Origin of the sequence: Flavobacterium sp. 123, from assembly GCF_003634825.1 — a bacterium.
Lineage (GTDB): Bacteria > Bacteroidota > Bacteroidia > Flavobacteriales > Flavobacteriaceae > Flavobacterium.
Map to the genome: position 1 here is coordinate 600,605 of NZ_RBXD01000001.1, position 17,665 is coordinate 618,269.

Sequence of the window (17,665 nt, forward strand, 5' to 3'; positions counted from 1 at the left end):
TAAAATTTAATTTTCCCTACTCTTATATTTATTTTCTTTATATAAATTGCCTGCCATAATTACATGTGCCAAAGCATCTTTGGCCAATTCATTATTGAGTTTTACAGGAATTAAAGTAGTGTCATTTATTATTTTGAATTGCAATGGTTTTAAATTAGGCTGCATAATTACAACCTGATTTTCAACTCTAAAAGCATTTATATCATTAAACTGCATGATAGATCTACCCGGTATAGCAGAATTCAACTTAGTTAAATTTCTCCCAGGCATCGGTGTTTCAAATGACATTCCAAGATAACTTAATAAAGTAGGCGGAATATCAATCTGACTACTCAATTTATCATAAACTTTCCCTTTTGGTACACCAGGCCCAATTATAAAAGCCGGAATATGGAATTTATTTATAGGCACTAAATTTTTTCCATAAGTTCTAGTATTATGATCTGCAATGACAATAAAAATTGTGTTTTTAAAATACGGTTCTTTTTTAGCTAATTGAAAGAATTTACCAATCGAAAAATCAGCATATTTCATAGCATTATTTACTGTAGCTGGCGTTTTATCAAAAGGTTTTATCCGCCCAGAAGGATATTCAAAAGGTTCGTGATTTGAAGTTGAAAACAGTAATGAAAAGAAAGGTTTATTGCCTTTCGATTTAAAATAATTATTTGCTTTTAAAGCTAAATCTTCATCTGAATAACCCCAAGTTCCTTTGAATGCATATTTAGTTCCATCTGAATCAAAATCTTCTTGATCAACAATATCTTCAAAGCCATTTCCATTAAAAAAAGAAGCCATATTATCAAAATTAGCCATTCCGCCATAAATGAAACTAGTGCTATACCCTTTTCTTTTCAAAGCATCCGCCAAAGTAAAAAAACCTTGTTGAGAATTTCCTAGCTTAACAACACTTTCTGAGGGCGAAGGAAGAAATCCTGTAATTACAGCTTCAATTCCTCTTACACTTCTAGTTCCCGTACAATATAAATTGGTAAATAACAGTCCCTCTTTTGATAATTTATCGAACTCTGGAGTTAATGGTTTCCCGCCCAAAATCCCAACATATTCTGCACCCAAACTTTCCTGCAAAAAAACAACAAGATTATAAGGTCTTTTCAATAGAGTATCTGGTTTTTGATTGTGAAGAAATGGAATTGACTTCTCTGTAAAATCTGTTTCAGCAACATCCATATATTTTTTTACACGAGCTTCAGCCTCTGTCGCAGTCATTTCTCCATACATCTTAGTATTTCCCTCATTCTTAATAGAATAAACAGCAAAAGCAACTGTATAAAAGGAATTTAAACCCAAACAATTTGTCAACTGATCTGTCGAAAAAACAGCATTACTTGCATTAATAGGTCTCTTAGAAGTTAAGCTTGAACGCGCGCCAAAAAATAGAAAAAAAGCTACAACTGGGAAAACAAATAATTTAAATTTGTAATCAGATGATTGCGTATGAAAAAAACGTTTCCCTTTTTTAATGGCAAAATACAAAGTAAGTCCTAAAATCAAAAAAGTGACTATTATGGAAGCCAAATAGCTTTTCAATAACATTCCCACCACTTCTTTTGGATAGATTAAATAATCTAAAAAAATCTTATTGGGACGCGTGTCATATTGCTTTACAAAATCTGGGGTTGCTAATTCTACCAAAAGAATTAGAAACAAGAATAAAAAGCTATAAAAAACCAGAAATTTATTTGTGAATTTTGTCGCTTTATTAGGCAAAAATGTAATTATAAGCGCTGGCAAAAAAGACAAATAGCACAATAATATTAAATCCATTCGCAACCCAATTGGAAAAATATACCAGAAATCTTGAGTGTGAATGACCCTGTCTTTAAATAAAAAAAACAAAAACAATCGACTTACCGTAGTTATAAGTAATCCAATAGCTATGAAATTAAAAACAGGTTTTAGAAAATACAATCTCTTCATTGAAATAATTCCGTTAACTACTCTTCGTAGCGACCAATTTCTCTGTCATAAAATTCATTAGCAAGAACGATCAATCCTTCCATTTCAGCATTCAATTCTGCTTCATCAAGGTCTTCAGCTTCTTCCATAAATTCAACCTCATCATCTTTAAGATTGATAATAAATCTTGGGTAATCTAGGTGAATGATAAAAATATCTTCTGGAAAATCAGTGTTGTCGCCTAGTAAAAATTTTGGTAATTCCATAATTGTTGTTTAATCGTTAATTGGTTTTATTTATCAGAAAGAATAATAGGTGCCGATCCTTTACTATTCATAAAAATGATTTTAGTATTCGGAGAAGCTGCTAATTCTTTTTGCGCTTTAATTTGTTCATATTGCAATTGTTTATCAGATAATCCAGTCGAAATAATTCTTTGATAATCTGCTATTCCTTGCGCTTCAACTCGTTTTCGTTCTGCTTCTTGTTTTTCTTTTTGCAAAACAAAAGTCATTTTTTGGGCATCCTGTTCCGCATTAATTTTACTTTCTATAGATGCCTTTACAGAAATAGGAAGATTTATATTTCGGATTAATAATTGTTCTAGAATCAAGCCTCTGCTTTTAAAATCAGCTTCAATTGTTTTGAAAATTCGCTGTTGAAATTCGTTTCTTTTAGTTGAATACAAAGCCACAGCATCATAATAAACAGCATTGTCACGAATACGAGTTCGGGTTACAGGACGTACAATTTTATCGGAATAATCCACCCCAATTTGTTTGAAAATTTTAGGCGCATCTTGCGGAGAAACTCGAAACAAAACCGTTAAATCAATAACCACTTCAAGTCCGTCATTTGATAAAACCCGAATAGCATCGTCCCCTTCTTGAGCGCCTTCTCCATGAATTGCAGACATCGTATAATTTTGAGTTTGAACATCAAAAATAGTGACATCCAAAAGTGGGTTTATAATATGCAAACCACTCTCCAACACATCTGAATCTACATTTCCGTAAAGCGATTTAACCCCTACTTTACCGGCATCAATTTGTTTAAACATAGAAGAAAAAAGCCCTAAAGCAATGACTAAAATTCCAATAATTTTCAGCAAATTAGAAAATTTAGAAAAAGGGTTCACATTGTTTTTTAATGAAAAACTAAGAACCAATAAAATTATTCCGAGAATAATAAATACTATCATTTTTTTGTTTTTTAGAAGTTTAGTGAATCAGACTATTGACGGATAAACAAATTGAAATAACTATTTCTGACTATTTTTAATTTTCCAGATTTATAGCCACTAACTTTCGTGTTAATCTCGCAAAGCGAATATACAAAAATAAAGCGGCCGCTGATAATCCTGCTAAAAGTCCAATCCAAATTCCTACAGCTTGTAAAGAAGTATATTTTCCTAAATAGTAAGAAACTGGAAATCCAATTAGCCAGTAAGAAACAAAAGTTATATACATTGGAATTTTTACATCTTGCAATCCGCGTAACGCCCCTAGAACTACTACTTGAATTCCATCAGATATTTGAAAAATAGCCGCTATTAAAAGCAACTTCGCGGTTATAATAATAATTTCATGATTGTCTAACATTTGTGAAGAATCACTCATATTCAAAAACAAATGAGGTAAATAATTGTGAAAAATCACGAAGACAATTCCAAAAAATGTTTCTAAAATGATTGCTAATAAAAATATTGATCGAGCTACAACAATCAAGTTTTTGTATTCATTCATTCCTTTGGTGTGACTCACCCTAATCATTGCAGTAACACTTAATCCCATAGCCACCATAAAAGTTGATGATGCAAGTGTAAGCGCTATTTGATTAGCAGCCTGACTATTTTTACCTAATGAACCGGAGAGCCAAATGGCAGCTGTAAATAAAGTTACCTCAAACAACATTTGCATAGCCGATGGCAACCCTAAATTGATGATTTTTTTCAGAATGGACTTCCGAATTTCTTTAAAAGTAAAATTCTTGAAATAATGTTTAAAAGCTTCGTTTCTCCTTAAAAGCAAATCCATAAAAACTACCATCATAATTCTTGAAATAACAGTTCCTAAGGCTGCGCCAAGAATACCCAATTTTGGAAAAAACCAAAAACCATAAATCAAAACATAATTAAAAAATATATGAACCACGTTAGCCATAAAAATAGCGTACATAGAATATTTAGTTTGAGCCAATCCATCTGCAAACTGCTTATACCCTTGATACATAATTACAGGTATTAAAGAAAAAGCAACCCAGTCAATATAAGGCGCAGCCATATCCGCAACTTCTTTTGGTTGATGCATAAAATACATAATCTGTTTAGACAGAACGGTTACAATAAATAAAGCAACGCCTAAAACAGTACACAACAACAATCCGTGATGAAAAGTAGTCCGAATTTTTTTATCATCTTGTTCTGCATTAGCTTCAGCTATCAATGGAGTTATTGCTGTCGAAAAACCAATTCCTAGCGACAAGGCTATAAAAATAAAACTGTTCCCTAAAGAAACAGCCGCTAACTCAGTAGATCCTAAGTTTCCGACCATAAAATTGTCCACAATTCCTATCAATGTATGTCCCAACATTCCTAGAATTACTGGATAAGCCAATTGTATATTATAAGAAAACTCCTTTGTATATTGAGATAGATTCACGTTGTCATTTTTAAGTTCGCAAAGGTAATTAGAAGGATCCAATTCTATCCATACTATTTCAACAATAAAGATATTTACACAAATAAAAATTTTCTTAATTAAATCATAAAAAAAATTAACAGCATAACATCTCCTAAAAAATGCAGTTATATTTTGTAGCAGCATTAAAGTATGATGCAAAAAAAATTCATTTAACCCCCAAAAATTAAGATTATGAAACCTACAACAAAAATCAAAATTCTATTGGTAGCAGTACTAACACTATTTTACACCAATACTAGTTCAGCGCAACAAAAAAACACGCCAGAATACGATCAAGGATTTCGTTTAGGCTTTGGTTTGAATACTGGATATGCAACTAACGATCCGTATAAATTAACTTTAGGAGCTGATGCAAGATTACAATATGATCTCTCAAAAAGATACTCCTTCACTTTAACTACGGGCTTTTCAAACTTATTCGTGAGTAAATCTGACGGAAATGATTTAGGATTTATCCCCGCAAAAGCAGGATTTAAAGCGTTCATTTGGAATGATGAATTTTATGTAATGGCAGAAGGTGGAGCCGCTTTTCCTGTGACAAATAATTACAATAAAACATCTCTTATTTTAGCCCCAAGTATTGGTTATGCAACAAAGTATATTGATATTTCATTGCGATACGAGCAATATTCTGATTTTCCTAGATTGATTAGTGATGGAACTTATGGAAAAGGTGTTGGGCAATTAGGCCTTCGATTAGCGTATGGCTTCAAACTGTAAACCAAAAATATTATATAGAAAATGCGCTAAATTATAGCGCATTTTTTGGTTTAAAAATTTAATTTTTAACTAATGAATCTGATTGTATTAGTGCGTTTATGTCAGAGGAATGCTTTATTTTTGGAGGACTTTTTAAAACTATATTAGAATTATTTGTCACCTTGTTGTAACAGCTTCATTTGTTGTTCTTTTATAATTTAGAAACTTAATTTTCATTGCATTTAGACTAAGTCAGCTATTTTTAAAACCCTTTTAATGGAAAATTTCACTCTCGAATTATTATTTCAAATCATCGGAATTGGTTCTGCATCAGGATTAATTCACAAAGACAATTCCTTATTAATCATAAGTGATAATAGCGGATTTTTATATGAATACAAAATGGATTCCAGCCAATTAAAAAGACACCAATTACTGGAAACTACTGCCGAAAATATCCCTAAAAAAGACAAGTCTGATTTTGAGGCAATCACACGATTTGGTGATGAAGTTTATATTTTCGGTTCCGGATCCACCGAGAAAAGAAATAAAATGATGCAATTCAACACCAAAAATGAAACAACCACCACAACGGACTTATCTGATTTATATTCTGTCATGCAAAGTTTTGGCGAAATAAAACCTAAAGATTTCAATATTGAAGGAGCTATTTACAATGGGGAAAGCTGGTATTTATTCAATCGTGGAAATGGAAAATCAAATAAAAACATCCTTTTTACTATAGAAGGCAAAAACCTCACTAACGAATTCCAAATCCTTTCAAATCCATTTAAATTACCTAAAATAAATGGCGTACATACGAGTTTTACCGATGCTGTTTTGGTAGATACTAAATTTTATTTTTTGGCTGCAGCCGAAAACACCGAGTCTACTTATGATGATGGTGAAGTATTTGGGAGCATTATTGGACGAATTGATATTGAAACCATGAAAATTGATTTTACTAAAGTCATTAGTAATAACCATAAGTTTGAAGGATTGACAGTCTTTAAAAATTCAAATGAAAAAATTGAATTTCTACTCTGTGAAGACAAAGATTCTGATGTTTTAGAAACACAGATTTACAAATTAACTTTAGACAAAAACTTAAAAAATTAAACCGTAGTGTTTTTCATTAAAAACAACAGTATTTAGTCTACGATTTCTTAAAAATTTTAAACCATATAAGTCATATCAAAAGATTGAAAAAAACTTAAATGATTCAAACTTAAATAACTTATATGTTTTTTAAAAAATTAATAGTTTAAAAACCAATTAAACCATAGCCGTAACAAAATCCATACGCACACTTCCATCTTCATCAATTTTGGTCAAATTAATTTCATGTAATGTATTAACTAATTCTGGATTCCAAGGTGTTTTTACTTTCACATAGTTTTCGGTGAAACCGTGAATGTAACCTTCTTTATTTTCACTTTCAAACAAAACCGTTCTATTAGTTCCCAACTGACTTTCATAAAAAGCACGACGCTTTTTAACAGACAATCCACGAAGCATTTTACTTCTTTTAGCACGAACATTAGCGGGAACAACACCTGTCATTTCAGCTGCTTCTGTATTATCGCGTTCAGAATACGTAAAAACATGCAAATACGAAATATCCATTTCATTTAAAAAATGGTATGTTTCCAAGAAATGTTCGTCTGTTTCACCAGGAAAACCAACAATTACATCCACACCAATACAAGCATGTGGCATCACTTCACGAATTTTATTTACTCTTTCCGTATATACTTCACGTAAGTAACGACGTTTCATCAACTTCAGGATTTCATTACTTCCAGATTGCAACGGAATATGAAAATGAGGCACAAACGTTCTACTTTTAGAAACAAAATCTATAGTTTCATTTTTCAATAAATTAGGTTCAATAGATGATATTCGTAATCTTTCAATGCCTTCCACTTTATCTAATTCCTGAACTAATTCTAAGAAAGTATGTTCGTGTTTTTTATTCCCGAATTCCCCTTTTCCGTAATCTCCAATATTTACACCCGTCAGAACAATTTCTTTGATATTTTGCTGAGAAATTTCCTTTGCATTTTTCAAAACATTTTGAAGTTCATCACTTCTCGAAATTCCTCTTGCTAATGGAATTGTACAATACGTACATTTATAATCACAACCATCTTGCACTTTTAAGAAAGCACGTGTTCTATCGCCAATGGAATAACTTCCTACATAAAAATCAGCTTCTGCAATTTCGCAGGAATGCACTTCTCCAAAATCATTTTTAGACAAATCGTTTATGTAGTCTGCCAATTTAAATTTTTCGGTTGCACCTAAAACTAAATCCACACCATCAACATTAGCTAATTCCTCAGGCTTCAACTGAGCGTAACATCCTACTGCTGCAACAAAGGCTTTATCATTCAACTTCATTGCTTTACGCACCACTTGCTTGAACTGCTTATCTGCATTTTCAGTCACAGAACACGTATTAATCACATACATATCCGCTACTTCCTCAAAATCCACGCGATCAAAACCTTCGTCTTGTAAATTTCGTGCAATTGTAGAAGTTTCCGAAAAATTCAGTTTACAACCTAGTGTATAAAACGCAACTTTTTTTCTTTCTGTCATAATTCCTTTTTTGGCGAATGTCTTTCGCAACAGGCTGCAAATTTACACACAATAATCAACAATTTAAAGCGCTAAATTAATTATATTTTGATTCTGTTATCAAACGTCAAGTAGCGCAACTAGCTAAAAAACAAAACGATGATATATTAAAAAATCCCTATTAAAATATATCAATAGGGATTTTTGATTTCGTACCAGACTTCTTCTTCGCCTTCATACTCGAAAGTAGTAACGTATTGGAGTCCGATTTTTTCAAGTATTTTTCTAGAACTCAGATTACCTGAATCGGCATAGCCATAAATTGTATCTATTTTCATTTCTTTAAAACCATATTCGATAAAAGCTTTGGATGATTCTGTTCCATAACCTTTACCCCAATGTTTTTGAATAAATCGATACCCAATCTCATAAAAATTCTGATGCTCATTAAGCAAGTCTTTATTGAATTTTAACCCAGACCAACCAACAAACTCGTTCGTTTCTTTCAGAATAACTGCCCAACGACCAATTCCGTTATCCAGATATTGTTGTCTTATATTTTTGATATATTCCCGACTTTCTTCAATATGAGTTACGGGTTTATTCCCTAAATAAATATGTACTTCTGGATTAGAATCTAATTCAAACATGCCATCAATATCTGTCGGAAGTAGTTCCCTTAGAATTAATCTTTCGGTTTCTATAGCCTTTCGCATAGATATTGATTTAGTAAAACTAGTTCAAAATAAATCTACGAACTACTTCTGCCACACCATGATCATTATTTGAAGCCACAATAACATCGCCTTTGTCTCTCAATTCAGGATCTACATTATCAACCCAAACCCCCAATCCAGCATATTCAATCATAGTCAAATCATTTCCTGCGTTACCAACAGCGATGATTTCACTTTGAAGTATATTTAATTTTTCTGCCAAAAACTTAATGCTTGCACCTTTATCAATTCCGTTTTGAGCAACTTCTAGAAAGAAAGGTTTTGACATACAAATGCTCAAATGTGGCATTGTTGCCTTCAAATCAATTTCGACTTGTTTAAGATAATTTGGTTCTTCTAATAAAATACATTTTATAGCCGAAGATTTAACCTCCTCTTTAAAACTAGGTACTTTATTATGAATTAATCCCGTAATTGTTCTCTCAACTTCAATATATTCCGAATCCGTTTCGCTTACAATTTTACCGTCAATATAAGTAATTATATGCGTTTTGCTTTTTAAGCTATACTCATATAATTCATGGATTTGTTCTTGAGAAAGTGTCTGCTCAAAAATAATTTTATCTTCCTTCAAATCTGTGATAACAGCTCCATTATATGAAATCATAAAGGAATTATCTAACTGAAGTTCTTTGGCATAAGCCGTCATTGCTGGAGTTGGCCTACCAGAAGCTAACACAACATACACACCCAACTCTTGAGCCTTAGACAGCATTTCTTTATTTTCATCTGAAATTTTATGGTCATCCGTCAACAAGGTGTCGTCCATGTCCAAAACTAACATTTTATATTTCATGTAATTTCTCTTTGATGGGTTTTAAATACTCATTCTGAATTCTTCAATAACAGGATTTGCTTTCGCAAATTCAGTTTCTTGGATAAACAATTCAACAGCTAATCCCGTATTTCCAAATCCTGCTAATCGAGCAGATTGAATGTTGTTTTTTAAAACTGTGTCTACACCTGCCGCTTCAATTTTTTCCTGTAATGCCAAAGCCAATATTTCGCTTCCAGAAAACACTTTCATTAATCCCATTTTGTTTTTATTTTTTATTAATCTTCATTTTCTTCTTCCTCATCCTCTTCTATCGCATCGAAGTCAAATTCATAAGGTTCCAATAACATTTTATCCGCTAAAATTTCAATTCGTTCCGTGTACTGTTCTGTAAAAATAATACGTTGTGTTTTAGCAATACTATTTGAAATACGCATAATTTTAGTTTCGTGACGCAATCTCAAAATAGGATCTGCATCATCAAGAATGAACATTTTCAATCTGTTTACATTATAGCCAGCAGTAGTAAACATCTCGCTCAATTTATTTGGTGTGCCTATCAAAACATCAATTCCGGTTGAAATATAATTTTTATCATATTCCATATCCCCTTTGTCATGAACACCATATACACGCAAGTCAGTATATTTTCCGAACTTCTCAAAAAGTTCTTCCATTTCCAAAACTTTAGCTTTATCTTCTACAATAATCAAAGCACGAGGAGATTCCTCGCCTTCACGAACAAGTTGCTGTATTACATTAATAACAATTGTGGTCGTTTTTCCGCTTCCTTTTGGAGCAATGACCATACAATCAGCACCACTTTTTAAGGTCGAAAAAGTTTCTTGTTGAATTGCATTTGCTTCTGCCAAGCCATTTTCAATTAAAGCCTGTTGCAGATTTTCGTTTATTTTTTTTAATTTCATTTATTTTAGATTGAAAGATTTAAATACTCAAAAATTAAAAGAAATATTCTCTAACTTTTATATTATTCAATCTTTAAATTATTTATTTATTTCGATGCAAACAACTTAACATCATTTTCAGAAATTTCATTTCCTCCAAGAATAATCAATCGTTCTACTACATTACGCAATTCACGAATATTTCCTGTCCAATCGTATTCTTGCAATAAATCAACTGCCTGACCAGAAAACTTTTTCACAGCAGTTCCTTGCTCTAAAGCAATTTTCTCTGCAAAATGTGTAATCAACATTGGAATATCTTCTCTTCTGTCATTCAATGCTGGAACTTTTATTAAAATCACAGCCAAACGATGGTATAAATCTTCACGAAAACGTCCTTCAGCAATTTCTTTTTTCAGATCTTTATTAGTTGCCGCAACAACGCGCACGTCCACTTTGATATCTTTATCGGCACCCACTCTGGTAATCATACTTTCCTGCAAAGCACGTAATACTTTGGCTTGAGCCGAAAGACTCATATCTCCAATTTCATCTAAAAAAATAGTCCCTTTGTCAGCGGCTTCAAACTTCCCTGCCCGGTCTTTTACTGCTGATGTGAAAGCTCCTTTTACGTGACCAAATAACTCACTTTCAATCAATTCAGAAGGAATCGCTGCGCAGTTTACTTCAATTAACGGGAAATTAGCTCTTTCGCTTTTTTCATGCAATTGATGCGCAACAAGTTCTTTTCCGGTACCATTTGGCCCGGTTATTAAAACTCTGGCTTCGGTTAGTGCTACCTTATCAATCATCAGTTTGATGTGATTAATCGCTTCACTTTCGCCAATCATTTCGTAGTTTTTACTAACTTTCTTCTTCAGAATTTTATTCTCTACTACGAGTTGTTTTTTGTCCAAAGCATTGCGGACTGTATTCAATAATCGGTTTAAATCTGGTGGTTTTGAAATATAATCAAAAGCCCCTAAACGCATTGTATTTATTGCCGTTTCCATATCGCCGTGACCTGAAATCATGACCATCGGAATTTCTGGTTTTATCTTTTTGACCGCTTCAAGGAGTTCAACACCATCCATTTTTGGCATTTTGATATCACACAAAACCAAATCATAGTCGGTATTTTTAATTTTTTCGTAACCTGAAATACCATCCTCAGCTTCTTCTACAACATAAGCGGTATTCTCTTCCGAAAGTATTTTGGTTAACACTCTTCGAATGGCTGGTTCGTCTTCTATGATTAATATTTTTGACATAATCTTTAGATATTTTGGGTATTTTGATTTGGATTTTTGCTTACTAAATTATCAAGATTTACAATAACTGAACCAAACTGTATTTTAATATTGTAACCAACGATATAATTCTTTCCAAGTTGGTTTTTTGCCATACATAAGGATTCCTACTCTGTATATTTTTGCAGCAAACCATACTACAAAAAAGAAAGTCGAAAAGAGAATCGCTATCGAAACCATAATTTGCCACAAAGGTACGCCAAACGGAATTCGCATCAACATAACTATTGGAGAAGTCAACGGAATCATCGAAAAAACAGTAGCAATAGTTCCATTTGGATCATTTATAACGGTAAAGAAACCGATATAAACGCCTAAAATCAACGGCATAATAATAGGCAATAAAAACTGTTGAGAATCCGTTTCATTATCAACTGCTGCTCCAATTGCAGCATAAAACGAACTATATAAAAAATATCCTCCTATAAAATAAATGACAAAACTGATAAGTATGGTCGCAATAGGTAAATTCCAAAGTTCTTGAATATACATTTGAGCCGTTGCTGCAAATTCCTGATGTGCAGTTTTTATCACTTCTGGCGGAATGTGTGAAGTTGCCCCAACATTCAAATGAAAGAATATAGTCGCTGAAAACAATAATGCCAATCCAATAACAGCCCATATAAAAAACTGAAGTATTCCTGCTAAAGAAGTCCCTATAATTTTGCCCATCATAAGTTGAAATGGTTTTATTGAAGAAATTATAATTTCAATAATACGACTGGTTTTCTCCTCTATTACACTACGCATAACCATGTTACCATAAATAATAATGAACATCATTATCAAATAACCAAAAGCACCGCCAATGGCTACTTTAATTTCATTAAGTCCTTTTAAACTCTGTTCTCCAGAAGCTTTTGTAAGATTGATATTTACTTTGGCCTCGGCATTTTTGATAGCTAAAGTGTCTAAATGCGCTTTTTCAAAATTAGCAATCGTAAGTTTTTTAGCTATTTCATCTTGAATATTTTCAATGAATGAAATACTTGGACTATCATTTGAAATGTATTGTATTTTATTCTCTAAAGTCTTTGTATCATTAACTTTTGGAATGTATAAAACTCCTTCAAATTTTTCTTTGGTTAAACTGTCTTTTAGAAAGTTCAAATCAATCAAAGTTAGATCAACATAATTGTATTCAGCTGTTTTACTGTTTTGAGAAATAAAACTGTTTACAAACAAACCAGATTCATCATGCACGGCAATTTGCTTTGTATCTGCTTTCATACTACTTAAATAGCCCACAAAAAGTGCGATGGCTACAAAAAGTAGTGGACTTAAAAATGTCATTACTATAAAAGACTTATTACGCACTTTGGCAATAAATTCTCTTTTGATAATTAGTGATATGATGCTCATTTTGAGGTTTTATGATTTGAGTTGTCTATTTGCAGACTTAAATTTAAAAATCTATTGGGTAACCGTTTGAATAAAAATGTCGTTCACACTTGGAATTTTTTCAACAAAATGAGTCACTTGTCCTCGTTGTGTTAAAACATTTAAAAGCTCATTAGGTTGTGCATTTCCTAATTGAATTTCTAATTTCAACTCATTGCTAAGCGATTTAAAATGAGCTGGAGTAACTGAGAATTTTTGAGAAATGTCATACATCAATCCTTCTACATTATCCGATAAAATACCCACTTCAAAACTATTCGTTTTAAATTGTCGTCTGACATCATTTAGTTTTCCTTCAATTAATTTATTTGATTTATGAATCAAAGCAATATGATCACACAATTCCTCCACACTTTCCATTCGGTGAGTTGAAAAAATTATGGTTGAACCCTGCTCTTTCAATGCTAAAATTTCTTCTTTAATCACATTTGCATTTACTGGATCAAAACCTGAAAAAGGTTCGTCAAAAATTAATAATTTGGGTTTATGCAATACACAAACCACAAACTGAATTTTTTGCGCCATTCCTTTTGAAAGTTCTTGAATTTTCTTGTTCCACCACCCTTGAATTTCCAATCGTTCAAACCAATATTCCAATTGTTTTTTAGCTTCCGCTTTTGACAATCCTTTCATTTGAGCTAAATACAAACATTGTTCTCCAACTTTCATAGACTTATACAAACCTCTTTCTTCAGGAAGATAGCCTATATACTGAACGTGTTTCGGTTGTAATTTTTCACCATCAAGAATTATTTCCCCACTATCAGGCAAAGTAATCTGATTTATGATTCGGATAAGCGATGTTTTACCGGCACCATTAGGACCTAAAAGCCCATAAATACTGCCTTGAGGAACAGACAACGAAACTTCATTAAGCGCGACATAATCGCCATATCGCTTTACAATTTTATTGACTTCAAGAAGGTTGCTCATGCTAGATTTTAATTAATTTTATTCCTTTGGCCTTATCGGCCAAGGGTTTGTAAAAGTAAATAATTAGTACTGAAATACTTTATTCTGTTACATAAAAAACCCACCCTTGTAATGATTAAGGATGGGAATTATTTTTTTGAATCTAAAAATTCAATTTATATTTAGTTAAGAGAACATATCTTTAACTTTCTCGAAAAATGATTTGTCTGATTTTTCAGGATTAGGGATAAAATTCTCATCCGCAATATTTTTTTCAAAAAACTGCTTTTGCTCTTTGTTTAATGTTTTTGGTGTCCAAACATTAACATGAACTAATAAATCTCCATTTCCGTATCCGTTAAGACTTGGTATTCCTTTTCCTTTAAGTCTAAGAATTTTACCAGATTGAATTCCTTCTTCTAATTTAATTCTTACTTTACCATTTATAGCTTCAATATCTTTTGAAATTCCAAGCACTGCTTCCGAAAAACTCACATATAAATCATAATGCAAATTCTCTCCTTCGCGTTTCAAGAACTCATGTTCAACTTCTTCAATCGCTACAATTAAATCTCCTGGAATACTATTACCTGGAGCATCGTTCCCTTTATTAGAAACTTTCAATTGCATTCCGTCAACAACTCCTGCAGGAATTTTTATAGAAACCGTTTCATCTTCAAGAATCATTCCTTGTGAATCTGCTTCAGCTGGTTTTTTGTCTAAAATTTGACCAGAACCACCACAAGTAGGACAGGTTGAAGCGGATTGCATTCTTCCTAAAATAGTATTGGTAACTCGCATTACTTGTCCTTGACCGTTACAAGTCGAACACGTTTTGTAAGATACACCAGGTGCTTGAACTTTACGTTTTACCTTTACTTTTTTCTCTACTCCATTGGCTATTTCTTCCAATGTCAATTTTACTTTTATACGAAGATTACTTCCTTTTGCACGACGTACTCCGCCTCTTCCACCACCGTTACCACTGAAACCGCCAAAACCACCGCCAAAAATATCACCAAACTGGCTGAAAATATCATCCATATTCATTCCGCCATGGCCTCCGCCAAAACCTCCTGAACCATCAAAAGCTTGATGTCCGTACTGATCATATTTAGCTTTTTTCTGAGGATCACTCAAAACTTCGTATGCTTCAGCGGCTAATTTGAATTTTTCTTCTGCCTCTTTGTCGCCTGGATTTTTGTCTGGATGGAATTTAATTGCGCTTTTTCTGTATGCCTTTTTAATTTCAGCAGCGTCAGCATTTTTTGAAATGCCTAATATCTCGTAAAAATCTTTTTTCATTTTTATTTTTTTATGAAGCCCAGATGCGATCTGTTGCGTCTATACTACTGTCCAATAACAACTTTAGGAAAACGTATAATTTTATCTCCTAATTTGTATCCTTTTTCAAGAACATCAACAATTTTCCCTTTCATCTTATCTGATGGAGCTGGAATTTGAGTAATTGCTTCTGCAAAATCCGCATCAAAAGAATCTCCTGCCTTAACATCAACTTGTTCCAATCCTTTTGAAACTAAAGTATTTTTTAGTTTTTCGTGAATAAGTTCAACCCCTTTCAATAGTAACTCATCTTCTGATTTACTGATTTCAACTAAAGCTCTGTCAAAATCATCCAAAACAGGAAGCATCGCTAACAAAACCTCTTGATTTGCTGTTTTAAACAATTCAATACGTTCTTTTGAAGTTCTTCTTTTGTAATTTTCAAATTCAGCAAATAATCGTAAAAATTTGTCTTTTTCTCTTGCCAAATCTTGTGTTAATTGCTCCTCAACACTTAATTCCTCATCAATAATGATTTGTTCACCATTTGCATTTTTTTCCAATGTTGCATCATCTATTTCTTGATCGATTTCTGTATTTTCAGTAGTCATATTACCCTTATTTTTAAAAATATTCTTAAACTTCATTTTTTATTCTTTTTTTTGAATTGCAAAAGTACTGCCAAATCTCATAAAATGTCAAATTGTCATCTTTTAGATACCTGTTTTTGAATCGAAATAATAAATCCTATTAAACTATTTAGAATTTATGTCAAAAAAAATTTAATATAATTTTAAGACTATTTCGATTTAGTTTGGATAAGTTTGTGTTCTTCAAATCAAAAAAAATAATTTGAATTGATGTCCCTAATTGAAATTAAGGTTCGTATCTAAATAATTATTAATTCATCATTGCCTTATATTAAAAAAAGCTTCGTTTTGGAAAACGAAGCTTTTTTTATTTCTTTAAGCCAATCTCTTTTTCAATCCTTCAAAATCAAGTGAAACTTGCTCACCAGTACTTAAATTCTTTAATGAAAAAGTATTTGTATTCATCTCTTGATCGCCTACAATAACGGCAAAAGGAATATTTCTCTTATCAGCATGTTGAAATTGTTTCGCTACTTTAGCATTATCTGGATAAAGTTCCACTTTCAAACCTGAATTTCTCAATTCTTTTATAGCTTTCATCGCATAAAAAGCTTCTTTCTCACCATAATTGATAAACAAGGCTTTGGATGTAGCTCTAACCGTGTCTGGAAATAAATTTAGTTCTTCAACAACCAAATAAATTCGGTCTAAACCAAAGGAAATTCCAACACCGCTCATATTTTTGAGTCCAAAAATTCCAGTCAAATCATCGTATCTACCTCCACCACCAATAGAACCCATCGAAACTGATTTTGGCGGAGCCACTTCAAATATAGCCCCTGTATAATAATTAAGTCCTCTAGCTAAGGTTACATCTAAATCCAAAATTGCTGTTGACAACCCAAGTGCCGTAACATTATCACAAATGAAACGCAATTCTTCCACTCCTTTTATTCCTTCTTCAGACTCAGCAAGCAAAACAGAAAGTTGATTTATTTTCTCTGAAATGGTTCCGGTGAAATTGAATAACGGCTGCACTTTTGCAATCGCTTCCTCCGAAATTCCTTTCTCAATCATTTCTTTTTTAACACCGTCTTCTCCTATTTTATCTAGTTTATCAAGCGCTACGGTAAAATCTATTAATTTATCAGAAGCACCAATTACTTCGGCAATTCCAGATAATATTTTTCGGTTATTGATTTTAATAGTTACACCTTCTAAACCCAAAGCGGTAAAAACAGTATCATATAACTGTACTAATTCTACTTCCTGCCACAATGATTTAGAACCTACTACATCCGCATCACACTGAAAAAACTCTCTAAAACGTCCTTTTTGCGGGCGATCCGCACGCCAAACGGGTTGGATTTGGTATCGCTTGAACGGAAACTCAATATCATTTTGGTGTTGCACCACATAACGCGCAAACGGAACTGTTAAATCATAACGCAACGCTTTTTCTGAAATGCTTGACGTTAATTTAGTACTGTCTTTGTTTTCCAAATGGGTTGCATTGGCTTTCGCCAAATAATCTCCAGAGTTTAATATTTTAAAAATCAAACGATCGCCTTCCTCTCCATATTTCCCCATTAAGGTTTCAGAATTTTCAAAAGAAGGAGTTTCTATAGGTTGGAATCCAAATTTTTCGAAATTGCTTTTTATAATCTGAATAATATATTGACGTTTTGCCACCTCAGCTGGTGAAAAATCTCTGGTTCCTTTTGGAATGCTCGGTTTTGATGCCATTTTGTATACTTCTTGAATAAGACTGCAAATATCTTATTTTTAAAATAAATAATACTCCTTCTAAAACAAACTTGTAACAAAAATTGTATTTTCGTGTCAAA

At 32.5% G+C, this 17,665-nt stretch carries 17 protein-coding genes; 2 read left to right on the forward strand and 15 right to left on the reverse strand.

Going from position 1 to position 17,665, the window contains the following annotated elements:
• Window positions 1–6: 6 nt before the first annotated feature.
• From C8C88_RS02675 to C8C88_RS02690, 4 genes are all read right to left on the reverse strand, one after another.
• The gene (locus C8C88_RS02675; protein WP_233549305.1) at window positions 7–1,788 is read right to left on the reverse strand and encodes an LTA synthase family protein; all 1,782 of its coding nucleotides are present in this window, start codon (window positions 1,786–1,788) and stop codon (window positions 7–9) included.
• 170 nt (window positions 1,789–1,958) lie between these two features.
• Entirely contained in the window at window positions 1,959–2,186 is a 228-nt protein-coding gene (locus tag C8C88_RS02680) for a hypothetical protein (RefSeq protein ID WP_121336660.1), read from the reverse strand.
• 26 nt (window positions 2,187–2,212) lie between these two features.
• Window positions 2,213–3,121 carry a prohibitin family protein gene (locus C8C88_RS02685; RefSeq protein ID WP_121336661.1) on the reverse strand — a complete coding sequence of 303 codons (909 nt, stop codon included), beginning with the start codon at window positions 3,119–3,121 and terminating at the stop codon, window positions 2,213–2,215.
• A 76-nt stretch (window positions 3,122–3,197) separates the two neighbouring features.
• Window positions 3,198–4,580 carry an MATE family efflux transporter gene (locus tag C8C88_RS02690; RefSeq protein ID WP_121338532.1) on the reverse strand — a complete coding sequence of 461 codons (1,383 nt, stop codon included), beginning with the start codon at window positions 4,578–4,580 and terminating at the stop codon, window positions 3,198–3,200.
• Window positions 4,581–4,793: 213 nt separating this feature from the next.
• On the opposite strand from C8C88_RS02690, the gene C8C88_RS02695 reads away from it, so the two are divergent.
• Together C8C88_RS02695 and C8C88_RS02700 are read left to right on the forward strand one after the other, a co-directional pair.
• Window positions 4,794–5,342 carry a hypothetical protein gene (locus C8C88_RS02695; protein WP_199711385.1) on the forward strand — a complete coding sequence of 183 codons (549 nt, stop codon included), beginning with the start codon at window positions 4,794–4,796 and terminating at the stop codon, window positions 5,340–5,342.
• A 255-nt stretch (window positions 5,343–5,597) separates the two neighbouring features.
• A complete protein-coding gene (locus C8C88_RS02700) occupies window positions 5,598–6,440 on the forward strand; it encodes a hypothetical protein (RefSeq protein WP_121336662.1) in 843 nt (280 codons plus the stop codon).
• A 156-nt stretch (window positions 6,441–6,596) separates the two neighbouring features.
• Here the strand turns inward: C8C88_RS02700 and mtaB are convergent, their stop codons facing one another.
• The 11 genes from mtaB to hisS all read right to left on the reverse strand — a co-directional run bounded on the left by mtaB (window position 6,597) and on the right by hisS (window position 17,564).
• Window positions 6,597–7,925 carry a tRNA (N(6)-L-threonylcarbamoyladenosine(37)-C(2))-methylthiotransferase MtaB gene (gene mtaB / locus C8C88_RS02705; protein ID WP_121338534.1) on the reverse strand — a complete coding sequence of 443 codons (1,329 nt, stop codon included), beginning with the start codon at window positions 7,923–7,925 and terminating at the stop codon, window positions 6,597–6,599.
• A 170-nt stretch (window positions 7,926–8,095) separates the two neighbouring features.
• Window positions 8,096–8,620, reverse strand: coding sequence for a GNAT family N-acetyltransferase (locus C8C88_RS02710; RefSeq protein WP_121336663.1), 525 nt, complete (start codon window positions 8,618–8,620; stop codon window positions 8,096–8,098).
• A gap of 19 nt (window positions 8,621–8,639) precedes the next feature.
• The gene (locus tag C8C88_RS02715) at window positions 8,640–9,437 is read right to left on the reverse strand and encodes a Cof-type HAD-IIB family hydrolase (RefSeq protein ID WP_121336664.1); all 798 of its coding nucleotides are present in this window, start codon (window positions 9,435–9,437) and stop codon (window positions 8,640–8,642) included.
• Window positions 9,438–9,458: 21 nt separating this feature from the next.
• Window positions 9,459–9,677 (reverse strand): putative signal transducing protein, encoded by a 219-nt coding sequence (locus C8C88_RS02720; protein ID WP_121336665.1) that lies wholly within the window; start codon window positions 9,675–9,677, stop codon window positions 9,459–9,461.
• A 17-nt stretch (window positions 9,678–9,694) separates the two neighbouring features.
• The gene (locus C8C88_RS02725; RefSeq protein WP_121336666.1) at window positions 9,695–10,342 is read right to left on the reverse strand and encodes a DEAD/DEAH box helicase; all 648 of its coding nucleotides are present in this window, start codon (window positions 10,340–10,342) and stop codon (window positions 9,695–9,697) included.
• 86 nt (window positions 10,343–10,428) lie between these two features.
• Window positions 10,429–11,592, reverse strand: coding sequence for a sigma-54 dependent transcriptional regulator (locus C8C88_RS02730; protein ID WP_121336667.1), 1,164 nt, complete (start codon window positions 11,590–11,592; stop codon window positions 10,429–10,431).
• Window positions 11,593–11,676: 84 nt separating this feature from the next.
• Window positions 11,677–12,993, reverse strand: coding sequence for an ABC transporter permease (locus C8C88_RS02735; RefSeq protein ID WP_121336668.1), 1,317 nt, complete (start codon window positions 12,991–12,993; stop codon window positions 11,677–11,679).
• Window positions 12,994–13,044: 51 nt separating this feature from the next.
• Window positions 13,045–13,965, reverse strand: coding sequence for an ABC transporter ATP-binding protein (locus tag C8C88_RS02740; RefSeq protein ID WP_121336669.1), 921 nt, complete (start codon window positions 13,963–13,965; stop codon window positions 13,045–13,047).
• Window positions 13,966–14,130: 165 nt separating this feature from the next.
• Window positions 14,131–15,249, reverse strand: coding sequence for a molecular chaperone DnaJ (gene dnaJ, locus C8C88_RS02745; RefSeq protein WP_121336670.1), 1,119 nt, complete (start codon window positions 15,247–15,249; stop codon window positions 14,131–14,133).
• 44 nt (window positions 15,250–15,293) lie between these two features.
• The gene (locus C8C88_RS02750; RefSeq protein WP_121336671.1) at window positions 15,294–15,875 is read right to left on the reverse strand and encodes a nucleotide exchange factor GrpE; all 582 of its coding nucleotides are present in this window, start codon (window positions 15,873–15,875) and stop codon (window positions 15,294–15,296) included.
• A 318-nt stretch (window positions 15,876–16,193) separates the two neighbouring features.
• Window positions 16,194–17,564, reverse strand: a complete 1,371-nt coding sequence (gene hisS, locus C8C88_RS02755) for a histidine--tRNA ligase (RefSeq protein ID WP_121336672.1) — start codon at window positions 17,562–17,564, stop codon at window positions 16,194–16,196.
• Window positions 17,565–17,665 lie beyond the last annotated feature (101 nt).